Origin of the sequence: Pseudoxanthomonas sp. J31 (assembly GCF_000510725.1) — a bacterium.
Lineage (GTDB): Bacteria > Pseudomonadota > Gammaproteobacteria > Xanthomonadales > Xanthomonadaceae > Pseudoxanthomonas.
This window is the reverse complement of the sequence record NZ_AZNZ01000012.1, coordinates 91,479-107,512: the sequence shown is the minus strand read 5'-3', so window position 1 is coordinate 107,512 and position 16,034 is coordinate 91,479. Positions and strand designations below refer to the sequence as shown.

Here is a 16,034-nt window from a genome sequence, read left to right as displayed (position 1 = left end):
ACCAGCTGGCATGGCTTTGCCGAGGCGATCTTCGCCGAAGCGGTGGAAGCGGGCCTGCTGCCGCGCGCGCCGCGGGTGCAGGCGATCACCACCGCCGAGTTCCCGACCCCGGCGCGGCGCCCGGCCTACTCGTGCCTGGATACCACCGCGCTGCGGCGCGACTTCGCGGTGGCGCTGCCGCACTGGCGCGACGCGCTGCGCCCGGTGATCGCCGCACTGGCGGCCGAACGCGCCGCCGCTCCGGCGGCCTGACGGCCGGCACGGGAACGTGCCGGCGCTGCCCGCGGCCGCTCAGGTGCGGCCATAGGTGTCCTCGAAGCGGACGATGTCGTCCTCGCCCAGGTAGCTGCCGGACTGGACCTCGATCAGCTCCAGAGGCAGCTTGCCGGGATTGCGCAGGCGGTGGGTCACGCCCAGCGGGATGTAGGTGCTCTGGTTCTCGGTCAGCAGGATCACCTCGTCGCCGCGGGTGACCTCGGCGGTGCCGCTGACCACCACCCAGTGCTCGGCGCGGTGGTGGTGCATCTGCAGGCTCAGGCTGGCGCCGGGCTTGACCGTGATCCGCTTGACCTGGAAGCGCTGGCCGCTGTCGATCGAGTCGTACGCGCCCCAGGGACGGTAGACCTTGCGGTGCCAAGTGGCCTCCGGGCGATCCTCGGCGCGGATCCGCGCCACCACTTCCTTGACCTCCTGCATGCGGTCGCCGCGCCCGACCAGCACCGCGTCGGCGGTTTCCACCACCACCACGTCGTCCAGCCCGACCAGGGCGATCAGGCGTTCACCGTAGGCGAAGGTGTTGCGGCAGTCGATCGCGATCACGTCGCCGTGGTGGGCGTTGCCGTCGGCGTCGCGCTCGGACACCTCGCGCAGCGCGGTCCAGGAGCCGACGTCGCTCCAGCCGGCGTCCAGCGGCACCAGCGAGGCGTGGTCGGTCTTCTCCATCACCGCGTAGTCGATCGAGTCCGAGGGCACCTCGGCGAAGGCCGCCGCGTCCAGGCGCACGAAGTCGGCGTCGCGGCGCGCGCCGGCCCAGGCCTTGCGCACCGCCGCCAGCATCTGCGGGTTGAACCGCTCCAGCTCGGCCAGGTAGCGCGAGGCGCGGAACAGGAACATGCCGCTGTTCCAGTAGTACGCGCCGGAGGCGACGTAGCCTTCCGCGGTGGCCAGGTCCGGCTTCTCCACGAACTGCTCCACCGCGCGCACGCCCTCGCCGGCGGTGGCGCGGATGTAGCCGTAGCCGGTCTCCGGGCCGGTGGGGACGATGCCGAAGGTGACCAGGCGCCCGGCCTCGGCCGCCGGCAGGGCCTCGAGCACCGCGCGGCGGAAGGCCTCGGGGTCGCGCACCACGTGGTCGGAGGGCAGCACCAGCAGCACCGGATCCTCGCCGCCGGCGCCGGCCTCCAGCGCGGCCACGGCGATCGCCGGGGCGGTGTTGCGGCCGGCCGGCTCCAGCAGGATCGCCTGCGGCACCGCGCCGACCTGGTGCAGCTGCTCGGCGGCGACGAAGCGGTGCGCCTCGTTGGCCACCACCAGCGGCGCGCGGGTGGCCAGCGGGGCCACCCGGCGCCAGGTCTCCTGGAGCATGGTCAGCTCCCCGTGCAACGGCAGGAACTGCTTGGGATAGGACTCCCGCGACAGCGGCCACAGCCGCGTGCCGGAGCCGCCGGACAACAGGACGGGGAGCAGGTCGTTCATGGGCTTCCAGGTCAGGCCGAGAGCAGCCGCGAGATTTCCTCGGTGCGCGCGCGCAGCAGCGCCTCGTCGCCGCGGGCCTCGACGTTCAGCCGCAGCAGCGGCTCGGTGTTGGAACTGCGCAGGTTGAAGCGCCAGTCGCCGAAGTCGGCGCTGATGCCGTCGGTGTGGTCCAGCGCCGGCGACTGCGCGGCGAAGTGGTCCATCACCCGCGCCACCGCCGCCTTGGCGTCGGCCACGCGGAAGTTGATCTCGCCGCTGCACGGGAACTTGCGCACGCGCGCCTCGACCAGGTCGCCCAGGCTGCGCCCGCTGGTGGAGACCAGGCTGGCGATCAGCAGCCAGGGGATCATGCCCGAGTCGGCGTAGGCGAACTCGCGGAAGTAGTGGTGGGCGCTCATCTCGCCGCCGTAGACGCAGTCCTCGGCGCGCATCTTCTCCTTGATGAAGGCGTGGCCGCTCTTGCACAGCACCGGCACGCCGCCGGCCTCCTGCACCTGCTCGACGGTGTTCCAGACCAGGCGCGGGTCGTGCACCACCTTGCCGCCGGGGTGCTTGGCCAGGATCGCCTGGGCCAGCAGGCCGACCAGGTAGTAGCCCTCGATGAAGCGGCCCTGCTCGTCGAAGAAGAAGCAGCGGTCGAAGTCGCCGTCCCAGGCGATGCCGAAGTCGGCGCCGTGCTCGCGCACCGCGTCGATGGTGGCCTGGCGGTTCTCCGGCAGCAGCGGGTTGGGGATGCCGTTGGGGAAGCTGCCGTCCGGCTCGTGGTTGACGCGCACGAACTCGAAGGGCAGGTGCGGCGCCAGCAGGTCGACGATGGCGCCGGCGCCGCCGTTGCCCGCGTTGACCACCAGCTTCAGCGGCTTGAGCGCCGGCACGTCCACGTAGGACAGCAGGTGCTCGATGTAGGCGCCCTTGTCGGTTAGCGCGCGCTCGCCGGCGGTCGGCGGCGCGGCCGGGGCGGTGTCGGCCTCGGCCGCGTCGGAGATGGCGAACAGGCCGGTGTCGGAGGAGATTGGGCGCGCATTCTCGCGCACCAGTTTCATCCCGTTGTAGTCCATCGGGTTGTGGCTGGCGGTCACCATCACGCCGCCGGCGGCGTCGAGGTGGTCGACCTGGAAGTACACCTCCTCGGTGCCGCACAGGCCGATGTCGATCACCTCGCGGCCCTTGCTGCGCAGGCCGGCCGACAGCGCCGCCTGCAGCGCCGGGCTGCTCAGGCGCACGTCATGGCCCAGGACCACCGGGCCGGGGCGCAGCTGGTCGGAGAGGGCCACGCCGATCCTGCGGGCCAGGTCCTCGTCCAGTTCGTCCGGAACGCGCCCACGGATGTCGTAGGCCTTGAAAGCGGGGAGCGTCATGGGTCATTCCTTTGCACGGGGGACGTTCTCCCGATTCTACCCGCCGCGGCGCCGGCGTCGCGGCAAGGGACGGCCGAAACGCCCGGCGGACCCACTAGAATGGCCCCATCCCGGCATTGGCGAGGACTCAGATGGGCAACCGGACATCCCGCAGCAAGCTGGTGGCCGACGCGCACGCCGCGTTGGCCGACCTGGTGGCCGACGGGCAGACGCTGGCGGTCGGCGGCTTCGGCCTGTGCGGCATCCCCGAGGCACTGATCGCGGCCCTGCGCGATTCGGGGGTGAAGGACCTGACCGTGATCTCCAACAACGCCGGCGTGGACGGCTTCGGCCTGGGCCTGCTGCTGGAGACCCGGCAGATCCGCAAGATGATTTCGTCCTACGTGGGCGAGAACAAGGAATTCGAGCGCCAGTTCCTGGCCGGCGAGCTGGAGCTGGAGTTCAACCCGCAGGGCACCCTGGCCGAGCGCCTGCGCGCCGGCGGCGCCGGGATCCCGGCGTTCTACACCGCCACCGGCTACGGCACCGTGGTGGCCGAGGGCAAGGAGACGCGCGAGTTCAACGGCAAGCACTACGTGCTGGAGACCGCGCTGGTGGCCGACGTGGCCCTGGTCAAGGCGTGGAAGGCCGACACGGCCGGCAACCTGGTGTTCCGCAAGACCGCGCGCAACTTCAACCCGGCCTGTGCCATGGCCGGCAAGGTCTGCGTTGCCGAGGTGGAGGAGGTCGTCGAGGTCGGCGCGATCGACCCGGACCAGGTCCACCTGCCGGGCATCTACGTCGACCGCATCGTCCACAACCCCGCGCCGGAGAAGCGCATCGAGCAGCGCACCGTGCGCCAGCAGGGAGGCAAGTGATGGCCTGGACCCGCGACGAAATGGCGCGCCGCGCCGCCCTGGAGCTGGAGGACGGCGCCTACGTGAACCTGGGCATCGGCCTGCCGACCCTGGTCGCCAACCACATCCCCGAGGGCGTGGACGTGTGGCTGCAGTCGGAGAACGGCCTGCTGGGCATCGGCCCGTTCCCGACCGAGGACGAGGTCGACCCGGACCTGATCAACGCCGGCAAGCAGACCGTGACCGCGCGCCCGGGCGCCAGCTACTTCGGCAGCCACGATTCCTTCGCCATGATCCGCGGCGGCCACATCGACCTGGCCATCCTCGGCGCCATGCAGGTCACCGACAAGGGCGACCTGGCCAACTGGATGGTGCCGGGCAAGATGGTCAAGGGCATGGGCGGGGCCATGGACCTGGTGGCCGGGGTGAAGCGCGTGGTGGTGCTGATGGAGCACACCGCGAAGAACGGCGAGCACAAGATCCTGCCCGAGTGCACCCTGCCGCTGACCGGCGTGGGCGTGGTCCACCGCATCATCACCGACCTGGGCGTGTTCGACGTCACCCCGGACGGGCTGAAGCTGGTGGAAACCGCGCCGGGCGTCGGCCTCGACGAGCTGCGCGCGAAGACCGGGGTCCCGATCGCCGCCTGACCGCCGCGCAGGCGGTCAGCGGATCGCCACCAGGGTCCACATCCCGTAGGGCAGGCCGTGCTCGAGCGAGTACGGCATGGCCATGCAGGCCTGGCTGAAGCCGGCCTCGCGGAAGCGGTCGAGCACGTCCCAGCCGAAGTGGTAGTAGCAGAGGATGCCGCCGCTGATCGGGTCGCCGTGGTACTCGGGCGGCGCGAGGTGTTCGATCCCGCCGTCGGCGGCGAGGCGCGCCCGGACCAGGGTCGTGGGCTGGTCGGTGAACGGAAAGGTGGCCACGCAGGCGCCGCCGGGCCGGAGCACGCGGTACATTTCGCCGATGGCGGCCTGGTAGTCGGGCACGTGCTCGAGCACGTCGAAGCTGGCCACGCCGTCGAGCGAGGCATCGGCGAAATCCAGCGCGGTCAGGTCGCGGAACACGACCCTGCCGCGTCCGCCCATCCGCCGCAGCGCGTGGGTCAGGCCGCGGCGCCGCCGCCAGTCGGGCTCGAACTCGCCGCCGTGGAGCTCGGCCTGCAGGTGGCGCTGCATCCAGACGAAGGTGGCGGTGGCCTGCTCGGTGACGTAGACCCGCGGCAGGCGTGGCCGCAGGCCCAGCCTCGCCAGCAGGTCCGGCAGCGGCGCCGGCGCCGGCTGCCAGCGGGCCAGCTGCTCACGCAGCAGCTTCAGCGAGGCGCGCAGCCGGGTGTTGAGCCCGCAGCCGGTGCACACCAGGCCTTCCCTGAAGTCGGGTGAGGCCGGATCGCCATGCAGCTTCAGCCGCGCCTGCGTCCCGCACAGGACGCATTCGGTGGCCAGGCCATCGGGTCCGCGCGCGGCGAATTCCTGCGAGGCCAGCCAGGCCTGCGCCAGCGCATCCTGGTCGCCGTGGCGACTTTCCCAGTCCGGAAAACAGAACCGCAAGGTCGTTCCCCCCACTCCAGGCAGTGGGGTCGATCCTAACGGGTTTCCGCGGCGCGGGTCGCGGGCGGGCCTAGAGGTTCTGGTAGTTCGGCCCGGAGCCGCCCTCGGGCGTGACCCAGGTGATGATCTCGTACGGGTCCTTGATGTCGCAGGTCTTGCAGTGCACGCAGTTGGCGGCGTTGATCTGCAGGCGCCTGCCGGCTTCGTCCTCGACCATCTCGTACACGCCGGCCGGGCAGAAGCGGGTGCAGGGGTTGCCGTACTCGACCGTGCAGCGCTCCACGCAGATCGAGGTGTCGGCCACCTTCAGGTGCACCGGCTGGTCCTCGTCGTGCTCGGTGGCGGCGTAGTACACCGCCTGCAGGCGGTCGCGCGGGGGCAGGGTGCGCTCCACCCAGCCGCGGTCCGGGGCCTGGTACTGGCCCAGCTTCTGCAGCGAGGACCAGTCCGGCGAGCCCTTGAGCGTCCACGGCGAGGCGCCGCCGGTGGCGGTCTCCCAGGCGGCGTTGGCCATGCCCAGCCACAGGCCCTTCTTGAAGCCGGGCTTGATGTTGCGGACCTTCTTCAGCTCGGCCACCACCTCCGAGGCGCGCAGCTTTGCGTCGAAGCCGGCCGGGTCCAGGCCGCTGGCGGCCAGGTGCTCGGCGGCGAGCATGCCGCTGCGGATCGCCTGGTGGGTGCCCTTGACCTTGGGCACGTTGAGCAGGCCGGCGGTGTCGCCGACCAGCAGCGCGCCAGGCATCTCCACCTTGGGCAGGGCCTGGTAGCCGCCGGTGACGATGGCGCGGGCGCCGGCGGAGAGGATGCTGCCGCCTTCCAGCAGCGGCTTGACGTGGGGGTGGTTCTTCCACTGCTGGAAGGCCTCCCACGGGCGGTACTCCGGATCCTTGTAGTCCAGGCCGCTGACGTAGCCGATCGCCACCTGGTTGTTCTCCAGGTGGTACAGGAAGCTGCCGCCGTAGGTGTCGTTGTCCGCCGGCCAGCCGAAGCTGTGCACGATCTTGCCCGGGCTGGTGCGGCCTTCCGGCAGCTGCCACAGTTCCTTGATGCCGATCGAGTAGCTCTGCGGGTCGCTGTCCGCGTCCAGGCCGAAGCGCTTGATGAGGCGCTTGGTCAGGTGGCCGCGCGCGCCCTCGGCCAGCACCGTGACCTTGGCGCGGATGTCGATGCCGGGGGTGTAGCCGGGCTTGAGCGAGCCGTCCTTGGCCACGCCCATGTCGCCGATGCGCACGCCCAGCACGGTGCCGTCCTCGGCATGCAGGGTCTCGGCGGCGGCGAAGCCGGCGTAGATCTCCACGCCCAGGGCCTCGGCCTGCGGCGCCAGCCAGGCGCACATCGCGCCCAGGGAAACGATGAAGTTGCCGTGGTTGCGCATGCCCGGCGGCACGACGGGCAGCTTCGTGCCGCCATCCTTGGTCAGCAGCCAGAATTCGTCCCCGGTGGCCGGCACGCACACCGGCGGCGGGTTGTCGCGCCAGCCCGGCAGCAGGGCGTCCAGCGGGCCCGGCTCGATCACCGCGCCGGACAGGATGTGGGCGCCGACCGTGCTGGCCTTCTCGATCACGCACACCGACAGCTCCGGGTTGAGCTGCTTGAGGCGGATGGCGAACGCCAGGCCGGACGGACCGGCGCCGACGGTGACGACGTCGTACTCCATCACGTCGCGTTCCACCTCGGGCGTGGGCGTTGGGGCGGTGGTTTCCGTCATCACGGCTCCGGCTGGCTGTTCTGGCTGGCCCGGCATTCTCGGGTTTCGCGGACGGCGGGGCAAATCCCTGCGCGCCCGGGGCCGCACCTGCTAGCGTGGCGGGCATGCAATGGCAGCGCTTCGAGCTCCCCGACGCCCGGCTGGAACTGGCCCGCGGCTGGCTGCCGCCGGCGGCGGCCGCCGACCTCATGCAGCGCCTGCTGGACGGGCTGCCGTGGGAGGTGCACCGGATCCGGATCTTCGGCCGCGAGGTGGATTCGCCGCGGCTGAGCTGCTGGATCGGCGACCCGCAGGCGGTCTACCGCTATTCCGGCAGCCGCTTCGTGCCGCATCCCTGGCCGGCGGAACTGGCGGCACTGCGCAGGCGCCTGCAGGACGAGCTGGGCGCGCGCTTCAACAGCGTACTGGCCAACCTTTACCGCGACGGCCGCGACGCCATGGGCTGGCACAGCGACGACGAGTTGGAACTGGGCCCGCAGCCGCTGATCGCCTCGCTGAGCCTGGGCGCGCCGCGCCGCTTCGTGCTGCGCCGGCGCGACGATCCGGCGCGCAAGCTGGCGCTTCAACTGGAGCCCGGCAGCCTGCTGCTGATGGGCGGGTCCACCCAGCGCCACTGGAAGCATGCCCTGCCGCGCACCGCGCGGCCGGTGGGCGCGCGCATCAACCTGACCTTCCGCCAGGTGCAGCCGCATCCCCGGCGTCCGCCGCCTGCGGCAGCTGCGCCCTGAGTTCGGCCAGTTCGTGCTCGTGCTGCTGCGCCAGTTCCCGCAGCTGGCGGGCGTGCTGGTCGCGCAGTTCCGCCAGCTCGCGGTCCAGCGACAGCGCCCAGCGGGTGCGCTCCAGGTAGCCGCCGAAGTAGTAGGACGCGCGCGCGCTCTGGATCGTTGCCTGGCGCAGCAGGCCGCAGCGCGCCAGCAGCGCGTCGTTCTCCGGCAGCGGACGGTAGATGCGCTCGCTGAAGTCCTCCGGGGCCGGATCCGGGTCGAGTTCGGCGATGCTGGCGTAGCTCTTGCCCGGCACCGGGCTGATCCGGAACCCGTGCGGCGCGAAGATCGCCTCCAGCCCGCGGATCGAGTAGCTGACGATGTGGCTCATCCGGGGGCGCGCGGCGCCAGTGTTGGGGGGCGGTGGAACCGGGAGCTTGCGGGTCTGGCTTGCTGCAGGGGACGGGCCGCGCGCTCAGGGCGCGGGGCGGCTGGCGGCGTCGGCCTGGCCTGCGGCCAGGGTCCAGCCGGCGACCTGGCGGCCGACCTCGGCCAGGGCCTGGTCGAAGGCCGCGGCCACGCTGCCGATGTCGGTGGCCGGGGACGGCTGCACCTGGGTGAAGGTCTGGCTGGCGACCACGCGCTGGTCGGTGTTGTGCATCAGCTTGGCCACCACCTCGATCACCGCCGCCGGGCGGTCGCCGCCGCGGTAGTCGGCCTCGAAGCGGCGGATGTCCAGCGCCAGCCGGTAGTTCGCGCGCAGGCCGGTGGCCACGCGGCCGACCGCGTCGATCTTGCCGGAGTCCTCCAGCACGCGCAGCACCGTAGCCTCCAGCATGTCGGTCGGCGGCTGCACCCAGACCGCGCCCTTGTACACCTGCAGCTCGCCCGGGACCGGGCGCACGCCGATGCGCGGCGAGTCCAGCAGGCGCGGGGCGGACGGGCGGGCGATGGCCAGCTGCCAGTCCACCCTCGGCCAGGAGGGATCCGGCGTGGCCGCGGCCTCGGGGGCGTAGATGGTCACCGGGTCGCCGGGCTTGCCGACCAGCGAGCAGCCGGCCAGCGTCGCGGCCAGGACCAGGAAGGCGAGCCGGCGCGCGGGCGCGGCGGGCGTGGGGAAGGGAACGGGCATCATTGCGGTTCGAACTCCTTGGCTCCGTCGCGGCCGAGCAGGAAGCGCGCCGGGTTGTTCTCGAGGCGGTCGCTGATCTGGCGCAGGTCGCGGATCAGCGCGCGCAGCTCGGTCAGGGTCGGGCCCAGCTGGGCCAGGCCGTCGTTGGCGAAGCTGTTGATCGCGGCGCGGTTCTCGCCAAGGATCGCGTCGGCGTTGCCCGCTGCCGAATCCAGCCGCGCCAGGGTCGAGTCCAGGCGGCTGATCAGCGCCGGCAGCTCCCGCACCAGGTTCTGGTCCACCCGCTGCACGGTGGCATTGGTGTTCTGCAGGGTCTGGTCGAGGCTGCGCGCGGCGTCGCGCGCGGTGGCAAGCAGCGCCTCCATGCCTTCGTCCTTGGCCGCCATGCTGGCGCTGATGCGCTCGATGTTCTCCAGGGTGCGGCCGATGTGGGCCACGTTCTGGTCGCTGAGCACCTGGTCCAGGCGCTCGACGATGCGGTTGGCGGTGTCGGTGATGTTCTGCAGCGCCGAGGGCGAGGTCTGGATCTGGGGAGTGTCGCGGGTGTCCACCGCGGTCAGCAGCGGCGCCCCGGGCGAGCCGCCGGACAGCTGGATGATGGCGGGGCCGGTGAGGCTGGTGATGGCGAGCTTGGCGCGGGTGTCGGTCTTGACCGGCACGTTGGCGTCGGCGCGGATGATCGCCACCACCCGGCGCGGGTCCTGCGGGTCCAGCGACAGCTTGTCGATCGAACCGACCGAGATGCCGTTGTACTGCACGCTGCTGCCCACCGACAGGCCGGTCACCGCCTCGTCGAACACGATCATGTAGCGCTGCCAGCTGCGTTCGGACGAGTACTTGGCCGCCCACAGCCCGAACAGCAGCAGGGCCACCGACACCACGATGGTGAAGGCGCCGATCAGTACGTAGTTGGCGCGGGTTTCCATCTCAGTCCGCCTCCTGGCGCGGGGGATTGCGCTGGCCGCGCGCGGCGCGGGCGCGCGGGCCGTGGAAGTATTCCTGCACCCAGGGATGGTCGAAGCGCTCGACTTCCTCCAGCGGGGCGTTGATCACGACCTTGCGGTCGGCCAGCACCGCCACCCGGTCGCAGATAGCGTACAGGGTGTCCAGGTCGTGGGTGATGAGGAACACGGTCAGGCCCAGGGCCTGCTGCAGGGTGCGCAGCAGGTGGTCGAAGGCGGCCGCGCCGATCGGGTCGAGGCCGGCGGTGGGCTCGTCCAGGAACAGCAGCGGCGGGTCCAGCGCCAGCGCCCGGGCCAGCCCGGCGCGCTTGCGCATGCCGCCGGACAGCTGCGCCGGCAGCTTGGACGCGGCGTCGGCGGGCAGTCCGGCGAGCTTGACCTTCAGCAGCGCCAGCTCGCGGCGCCAGGTCTCCGGCAGCTCCGGGTGGTGCTCGCGCAGCGGCACCTCCACGTTCTCGCCCACGGTCAGCGAGGAAAACAACGCGCCGTCCTGGAACAGCACCCCGGTATGGCGCTGGATGTGCTGGCGCTGGCGCGGATCGTCCGAGCGCGCGTCCGCGCCCAGTACCTCGATGCTGCCGTCGGTCGGCCGCTGCAGCCCGAGGATGCTGCGCATCAGCACCGACTTGCCGGTGCCCGAGCCGCCCACGATGCCGATGATCTCCCCGCGGCGCACGTCGAGGTCGAGGCCGTCGTGGACGGTCTGGGATCCGAATCGGTTGACCAGCCCGCGGACGCGGATGGCCGCCTCGCCGCCATCCGCGTCCGCGGGCTGGTCGCTCGTGATTCGTGATTCGTCATTCGTCAAAGCAAAAGCATTCGCTCCGGAAACCCGGCGGCCTGCTTCTGGCTTTTTCGGATCACCCATCACGAATCACCAATCACCGTTCGTCGAATCACCCATCACGAATCACCAATCCCGCCCTTTCACCAATCCATGTTCATGAACCAGAGCGCCGCCAGCGCGTCGAGGATGATCACCAGCGAGATGGTCTGCACCACGCTGGAGGTGGTGCGCTCGCCGACCGACTGCGCCGTGCCCTGCACGCGCATGCCTTCCAGGCAGCCGATCAGGCCGATCACCATGGCGAACACCGGGGCCTTGGACAGGCCGACCAGGAAGTGGCGCAGCTGCAGGGTCTCGTGCATCCGCGCCAGGTACATCTGCGGCGGGATCTCCAGGTCGAACGCGCCCACGGTCACGCCGCCGGCCAGGCCGGCCATCATCGCCACGAAGGTCAGCAGGGGCAGCATCACCAGCAGCGCGACCAGGCGCGGGATCACCAGCAGGTCGATCGGGTCCAGGCCCAGGGTGCGGATCGCGTCGATCTCCTCGCGCGCCTTCATCGCCCCGATCTGCGCGGTGAACGCCGAGGCGGTGCGGCCGGCCAGCACGATCGCGGTGAGCAGCACCGCGAACTCGCGCAGGAAGGCGATCGACACCAGCTCGACCACGAAGATCTCGGCGCCGAAGTCGGCCAGGATGGTCGAGCCCAGGAATGCGATCACCGCGCCGACCAGGTAGGACAGCAGCGCCACCAGCGGCACCGCGTCCAGGCCCACCTGTTCCATGTGCGCCACCGTGGCGGTGAGGCGGAAGCGCCGGGGCTGGCGCAGCAGGCGCAGCAGCTTGACCAGGTTCTCCCCGGTGAAGCCCAGCAGCTCGACGATGTTGCGGCCGACGGCGTGGGTGGCGCGGCCCAGGCGCTCCAGCGCGGCGGCGAAGCCGTAGTCGCGCTTGCGCGCCGGGCGCTCGTCGGACACGTCCTCGATCACCTGCACCAGCGGCAGGTGCGCCGTGCTGAAGCGCACCGCCGCCTCCGGCAGGCGCCGGCGCCGCGCGAAGCGGATCAGCTGCATCACCCCGGCCGAGTCGATCCGCCCGATCCCGGTGGCGTCCACCGCGGTCACCGCCTCGGGCAGCTCGCGCAGGCGCGCGGCCAGCTCCATGGCGTGGTCCAGCGTCCAGTCGCCGGCCAGGCGCGCCTCCTGCTCGGAGCCGGGGGCCAGGGTCCAGCCGGGCGGGTTCGGGGGGGTCGGGTCCATAGTCCGGCCGCAGCATACAGGCAAGGCGGTGACTGCTGCGCCGCCGCTGGCGCGATACTAGTGCGATGTCCAACGTCCCCGCCCGGCCCCAGGCCAGCTATCCCCAGCGCATCGCCTTCGTCGCCGAGATGGCGGTGCGCCTGCACCGCTACGGCACCACCGCCCAGCGCCTGGAGGCGGCGATCACCGCGCTGTCGCAGCGCCTGGACCTGGAGTGCGAGGCCTGGTCCAACCCCACCGGCCTGATCCTCAGCTTCAGCGAGCCCGGCAAGCCGCTGGGCAGCACCGACACCACCCGGGTGATCCGCCTGTCCCCCGGGGAGAACGACCTGCACAAGCTGTGCGAGGCCGACCGCATCGCCGAGGCCGTGGCCAGCGGCCAGCTGACCATCACCCAGGGCCATACCGCGCTGCGCGCACTGGACCGGCCGCCCTCGGCCCTGGCCAGCGCCATGCAGGTGTTCGGCTACGGTTTGGCCGCGGCCGGCGTGGCCGGGCTGTGGCGGCTGCCGTGGCTGGACATCGCGGTGGCCGCGGCCACCGGGCTGATGATCGGCCTGCTCGACCAGTACTGCGCCCGCCGCGCCGCGCTGCGCGAGGCCAGCGAGGCGCTGTCGGCGCTGGCCGCCGGCGCGGTGGTCAGCCTGGTCGCGGCCCTGGTGGCGCCGCTGAACCTCAATACCGTGGTGATCGCCTCGCTGGTGGCGCTGCTGCCCGGCATGGCGATCACCAACGCCATGAACGAGCTGTCCAGCCAGCACTGGGTCTCCGGCACCGTGCGCTTCGCAGGCGCCCTGACCACGGTGCTGAAGCTGACCGTGGGCGCGGTGGTGGCGGTGAACCTGCTGGACGTGCTTGGCCTGGAGCCGCAGGTGCGGGCGCTGCGGCCGCAACCGGAAAGCGTGGAATGGCTGTCGATGGCGGTGGCCTCGTTCGCCTTCGCGGTGCTGTTCAAGGCCAGCCCGCGCGACTACCCCTGGGTCATGGGCGCGGCCATCACCGGCTACCTGATCTCGCGCTTCGGCGGCCACGAATGGGGCAGCCCGGTGGGCATCTTCCTCTCGGCGCTGGTGCTGACCGCCGCCGGCAACGGCTTCGGCCGCTGGGCGCAGCGTCCGGGCGCGCTGATCCGCCTGCCCGGCATCATCATGCTGGTGCCCGGCAGCGCCAGCCTGCGCGGGCTGCTCACCATGGTCCAGCAGCAGGACGTGGACGCCGGCCAGAACGCGGTGCTGCTGGTGCTCAACATCGTGGTGGCCCTGGTCGCCGGCCTGCTGTTCGGCAACCTGCTGCTGCCGGCGCGCAAGAACCTCTGAGCCGCCGGTGCGGGCGCAAAAGGAAACGCCGGCCCCGGGGCCGGCGTTTCCACGTAGGGGGCGGTTACTTGCCGCGGGCCTTCTTGACCACCCGCTTGCGCGCGCCCTTGGCGGCCTTGGCCGGGGTCGGGGCGGCTGCGCCCGGGATCAGGAACTCGGCCACATCGCGGCCCTGGGCGACATAGGCCGCCAGCCAGCGCGGCTGCTTGCCGCGGCCGGTCCAGGTTTCCTTCGGGTTTTCCGGGTTGCGGTACTTCGGCGGCACCTTGCCCAGCTTGCGGGCGCGGCCGCTGCCGGCCGCGGCGCTGGCGCGGCCGCCGCCCGGGGCGCCGAACAGCTCCTCGATGGTGTAGCCCTCGGCCTTGGCCAGTTTGACCAGCTTGCTGCGGACCTTGGCGATCGGGGCCCGCTTCGACAGCAGGGCCTGGCGCTTCTTGGCGGTGGCGATCAGGGAACCCAGTTCCCGGGGCGACAGCGTACTCAGATCAATCGACATCATATTCTCCGGCAATCATGGGAGGCCCGTCCCTGGGCAATCGACTGCAGGATAATCCAGTGCAATAAACCCGGCAATGAACGGTGCGTCAAGAAAAAACGGCCCGATTATCGCCGGATAATCGGGCCGCCATAACCGCCGGGAAAACGCGCGCTCAGCCCGCCAGGCGCTGCAGCAGTTGCGCGCGGTCCAGCGCCTCGGCCTCGCCGCCGCGGCGGGCGCGGTATTCGTAGGTGCCGGCCTCCAGGCCGCGCGCGGAAACCACCACGCGGTGCGGGATGCCGATCAGTTCCATGTCGGCGAACATCGGGCCCGGGCGCAGGCCGCGGTCGTCCAGCACCGCGTCGATGCCGGCTGCCTTCAGCTCCTGCAGCAGCGATTCGGCCGCCTCGTCAACCTGCGGGTCCTTCTTCGGGTTGATGACGCAGATCGCCACCGCCCACGGTGCCATCGGCACCGGCCAGACGATGCCGGCCTCGTCGTGGTTCTGCTCGATCGCCGCGGCCACGATGCGGGAAACGCCGATGCCGTAGCAGCCCATCGCCGGGACCACGGCCTTGCCGTTTTCGTCCAGCACGGTGAAACCCATGGCCTGCGAATACTTGCGGCCGAGCTGGAACACGTGGCCGACCTCGATGCCGCGCGCCAGGCGGATTTCGCCGCCGTCGGCGGCGCGGTCGCCGGCGACCACGTTGCGGATGTCCGCCACCACGTCGGCCTCCGGCAGGTCGCGGCCCCAGTTCACCCCGGCCAGGTGGAAACCGGGCTCGTTGGCGCCGACGACGAAATCCGCCATCGCCGCGACCTCGCGGTCGGCAACCACGCGGATGGCCTTCTTCGCGCCCACCGGGCCGAGGAAACCCGGCTCGCTGCCCAGGTGCTCGAGGATTTCCGCTTCGGTGGCCGGGCGATATTCACCCACGCCGTCAACCTTGGCCAGTTTGATTTCGTTTACCGAATGGTCGCCGCGCACGAGGGCCAGGACAAAACCCTGCTCGCCGAAAAACGCCACCGACTTGACCGTGCGCTGCAGCGGGATTCCCAGCAGCGCGGCCACGTCCTCGCAGGTTTTCTGGACCGGGGTTTCGACCTTGCGCATTTCCTCGGCCGCGGCCGGGCGCGGCCCCGGGGCGGCGGCCTGCGCGGTTTCCACGTTGGCGGCGTAATCGGAGGCGGTGGAGAAGGCCAGCGCGTCCTCGCCCGAATCGGCCAGGACGTGGAATTCCTGCGAGGCGTCACCGCCGATCGCGCCCGAATCGGCCTGCACCGCGCGGAACTCCAGGCCCAGGCGGGTGAAGATGCGGATGTAGGCCGCCTTCATGTTCTCGTATTCGCGCGCCAGGTCCTCGTCGGAGACGTGGAAGGAATAGGCGTCCTTCATCAGGAACTCGCGCGCGCGCATCACGCCGAAGCGCGGGCGGATCTCGTCGCGGAACTTGGTGTGGATCTGGTAGAAGTTCACCGGCAGCTGCTTGTAGCTGCTCAGTTCCTGGCGGGCGAAGTCGGTGATTGCCTCCTCGGCGGTCGGGCTGAAGCAGTATTCGGCTTCCTTGCGGTCCTTGATCTTCAGCAGCTGGCCGCCGAATTTCCCCCAGCGCCCGGTTTCCTCCCACAGCTCGCGCGGCTGGATGGTCGGCAGTTGCAGTTCCACCGCGCCGGCGCGGTCCATTTCCTCGCGCACGACCGCCTCGACCTTGCGCAGCACGCGCAGGCCCAGCGGGGTCCAGGTGTACAGGCCGGCGGCGAGCTTGCGGATCATGCCGGCGCGCAGCATCAGCTTGTGGCTGACCAGCTCGGCGTCGGCCGGGGTTTCCTTGGTGGTGTGCAGGTGGAAGCGGGAAAGGCGCATTGGAATGCCGGAATGGGGGTGCGGAAACCGGACATTCTGCCAGCACCGCGGGCAGCGCGGGCCGGCAGCCGGCCCCAGGCAGGACGGATCGCCCGGCGACGTGGCCAGGCCGCATGGCAGTCCCGGTCCCGGGATCAGGGCGGCCAGGCGGTGGTGGGATGCGACGCACGCCGTCGCGGCAGCACCGGCGCCTGGCCATGGCGTGGCTGGCGGGGGGCGGGGAGGGCGCGGCGGACATGGCCGGGCAGCGCGGCCGCGCCGGGCTGCAGCCCTGGCGGCGCGGGAGGGCCAGGCCGAGCCGGGGCCCGTGCGCTGGCGACCGCCTTCGCGGCGGACCGGTACCGATGGGCCGGGCCGCCGGGGCTGCGTCCGGAGCCCGGCA

Annotated in this window: 16 protein-coding genes; 5 read left to right on the top strand and 11 right to left on the bottom strand. The window is 71.4% G+C overall.

The features are described from left to right. Positions 1 to 252, top strand: a 252-nt coding sequence (locus PSEJ31_RS0113020) for a sugar nucleotide-binding protein (RefSeq protein ID WP_028915699.1), incomplete at its 5' end; no start/stop codon positions are given. Positions 253 to 291: 39 nt separating this feature from the next. Here PSEJ31_RS0113020 and PSEJ31_RS0113015 read toward each other — a convergent pair. Continuing rightward, positions 292 to 1,695 carry a mannose-1-phosphate guanylyltransferase/mannose-6-phosphate isomerase gene (locus tag PSEJ31_RS0113015; protein WP_019399569.1) on the bottom strand — a complete coding sequence of 468 codons (1,404 nt, stop codon included), beginning with the start codon at positions 1,693 to 1,695 and terminating at the stop codon, positions 292 to 294. An 11-nt stretch (positions 1,696 to 1,706) separates the two neighbouring features. Further along, positions 1,707 to 3,053 carry a phosphomannomutase/phosphoglucomutase gene (locus PSEJ31_RS0113010; protein ID WP_028915698.1) on the bottom strand — a complete coding sequence of 449 codons (1,347 nt, stop codon included), beginning with the start codon at positions 3,051 to 3,053 and terminating at the stop codon, positions 1,707 to 1,709. A gap of 131 nt (positions 3,054 to 3,184) precedes the next feature. Between PSEJ31_RS0113010 and PSEJ31_RS0113005 the strand changes: the two genes are divergently transcribed. Next, the gene (locus tag PSEJ31_RS0113005; protein ID WP_028915697.1) at positions 3,185 to 3,910 is read left to right on the top strand and encodes a CoA transferase subunit A; all 726 of its coding nucleotides are present in this window, start codon (positions 3,185 to 3,187) and stop codon (positions 3,908 to 3,910) included. Further along, complete coding sequence (locus PSEJ31_RS0113000) at positions 3,910 to 4,539, top strand: CoA transferase subunit B (RefSeq protein ID WP_019399566.1); 630 nt, start codon at positions 3,910 to 3,912, stop codon at positions 4,537 to 4,539. The genes PSEJ31_RS0113005 and PSEJ31_RS0113000 overlap by 1 nt, the downstream gene beginning before the upstream one ends. Before the next feature lie 15 nt (positions 4,540 to 4,554). Here PSEJ31_RS0113000 and PSEJ31_RS16350 read toward each other — a convergent pair whose 3' ends face one another. Next, entirely contained in the window at positions 4,555 to 5,439 is an 885-nt protein-coding gene (locus PSEJ31_RS16350; RefSeq protein ID WP_051403744.1) for a class I SAM-dependent methyltransferase, read from the bottom strand. Positions 5,440 to 5,509: 70 nt separating this feature from the next. Further along, positions 5,510 to 7,147, bottom strand: coding sequence for an electron transfer flavoprotein-ubiquinone oxidoreductase (locus tag PSEJ31_RS0112990; RefSeq protein WP_028915696.1), 1,638 nt, complete (start codon positions 7,145 to 7,147; stop codon positions 5,510 to 5,512). Positions 7,148 to 7,251: 104 nt separating this feature from the next. Here PSEJ31_RS0112990 and PSEJ31_RS0112985 point away from each other — a divergent pair, with 104 nt between their 5' ends. Further along, positions 7,252 to 7,875 carry an alpha-ketoglutarate-dependent dioxygenase AlkB gene (locus PSEJ31_RS0112985; RefSeq protein WP_037035168.1) on the top strand — a complete coding sequence of 208 codons (624 nt, stop codon included), beginning with the start codon at positions 7,252 to 7,254 and terminating at the stop codon, positions 7,873 to 7,875. Here the strand turns inward: PSEJ31_RS0112985 and PSEJ31_RS0112980 are convergent. The 5 genes from PSEJ31_RS0112980 to PSEJ31_RS0112960 all read right to left on the bottom strand — a co-directional run bounded on the left by PSEJ31_RS0112980 (position 7,808) and on the right by PSEJ31_RS0112960 (position 11,991). After that, a complete protein-coding gene (locus PSEJ31_RS0112980; RefSeq protein WP_028915694.1) occupies positions 7,808 to 8,242 on the bottom strand; it encodes a hypothetical protein in 435 nt (144 codons plus the stop codon). The two genes, PSEJ31_RS0112985 and PSEJ31_RS0112980, sit on opposite strands and share 68 nt — an antisense overlap. An 84-nt stretch (positions 8,243 to 8,326) precedes the next feature. Then, complete coding sequence (locus tag PSEJ31_RS0112975; protein WP_037035156.1) at positions 8,327 to 8,986, bottom strand: ABC-type transport auxiliary lipoprotein family protein; 660 nt, start codon at positions 8,984 to 8,986, stop codon at positions 8,327 to 8,329. Further along, a complete protein-coding gene (locus PSEJ31_RS0112970) occupies positions 8,983 to 9,909 on the bottom strand; it encodes an MlaD family protein (protein ID WP_019399560.1) in 927 nt (308 codons plus the stop codon). The genes PSEJ31_RS0112975 and PSEJ31_RS0112970 overlap by 4 nt, the downstream gene beginning before the upstream one ends. A 1-nt stretch (position 9,910) precedes the next feature. Continuing rightward, complete coding sequence (locus PSEJ31_RS16065) at positions 9,911 to 10,753, bottom strand: ABC transporter ATP-binding protein (RefSeq protein WP_019399559.1); 843 nt, start codon at positions 10,751 to 10,753, stop codon at positions 9,911 to 9,913. A 119-nt stretch (positions 10,754 to 10,872) separates the two neighbouring features. Beyond that, a complete protein-coding gene (locus tag PSEJ31_RS0112960; RefSeq protein WP_051403743.1) occupies positions 10,873 to 11,991 on the bottom strand; it encodes an MlaE family lipid ABC transporter permease subunit in 1,119 nt (372 codons plus the stop codon). Positions 11,992 to 12,056: 65 nt separating this feature from the next. On the opposite strand from PSEJ31_RS0112960, the gene PSEJ31_RS0112955 reads away from it, so the two are divergent. Beyond that, on the top strand, positions 12,057 to 13,307 hold the full coding sequence (locus PSEJ31_RS0112955) for a threonine/serine exporter family protein (RefSeq protein ID WP_019399557.1): 1,251 nt from the start codon (positions 12,057 to 12,059) through the stop codon (positions 13,305 to 13,307). Between the two features lie 64 nt (positions 13,308 to 13,371). On the opposite strand, the gene PSEJ31_RS0112950 is transcribed toward PSEJ31_RS0112955, so the two are convergent. Both PSEJ31_RS0112950 and PSEJ31_RS0112945 read right to left on the bottom strand, forming a co-directional pair. Continuing rightward, positions 13,372 to 13,803, bottom strand: coding sequence for an H-NS histone family protein (locus PSEJ31_RS0112950; RefSeq protein WP_026010717.1), 432 nt, complete (start codon positions 13,801 to 13,803; stop codon positions 13,372 to 13,374). A 154-nt stretch (positions 13,804 to 13,957) separates the two neighbouring features. Beyond that, entirely contained in the window at positions 13,958 to 15,652 is a 1,695-nt protein-coding gene (locus PSEJ31_RS0112945) for a proline--tRNA ligase (RefSeq protein ID WP_028915691.1), read from the bottom strand. Positions 15,653 to 16,034: the final 382 nt, after the last annotated feature.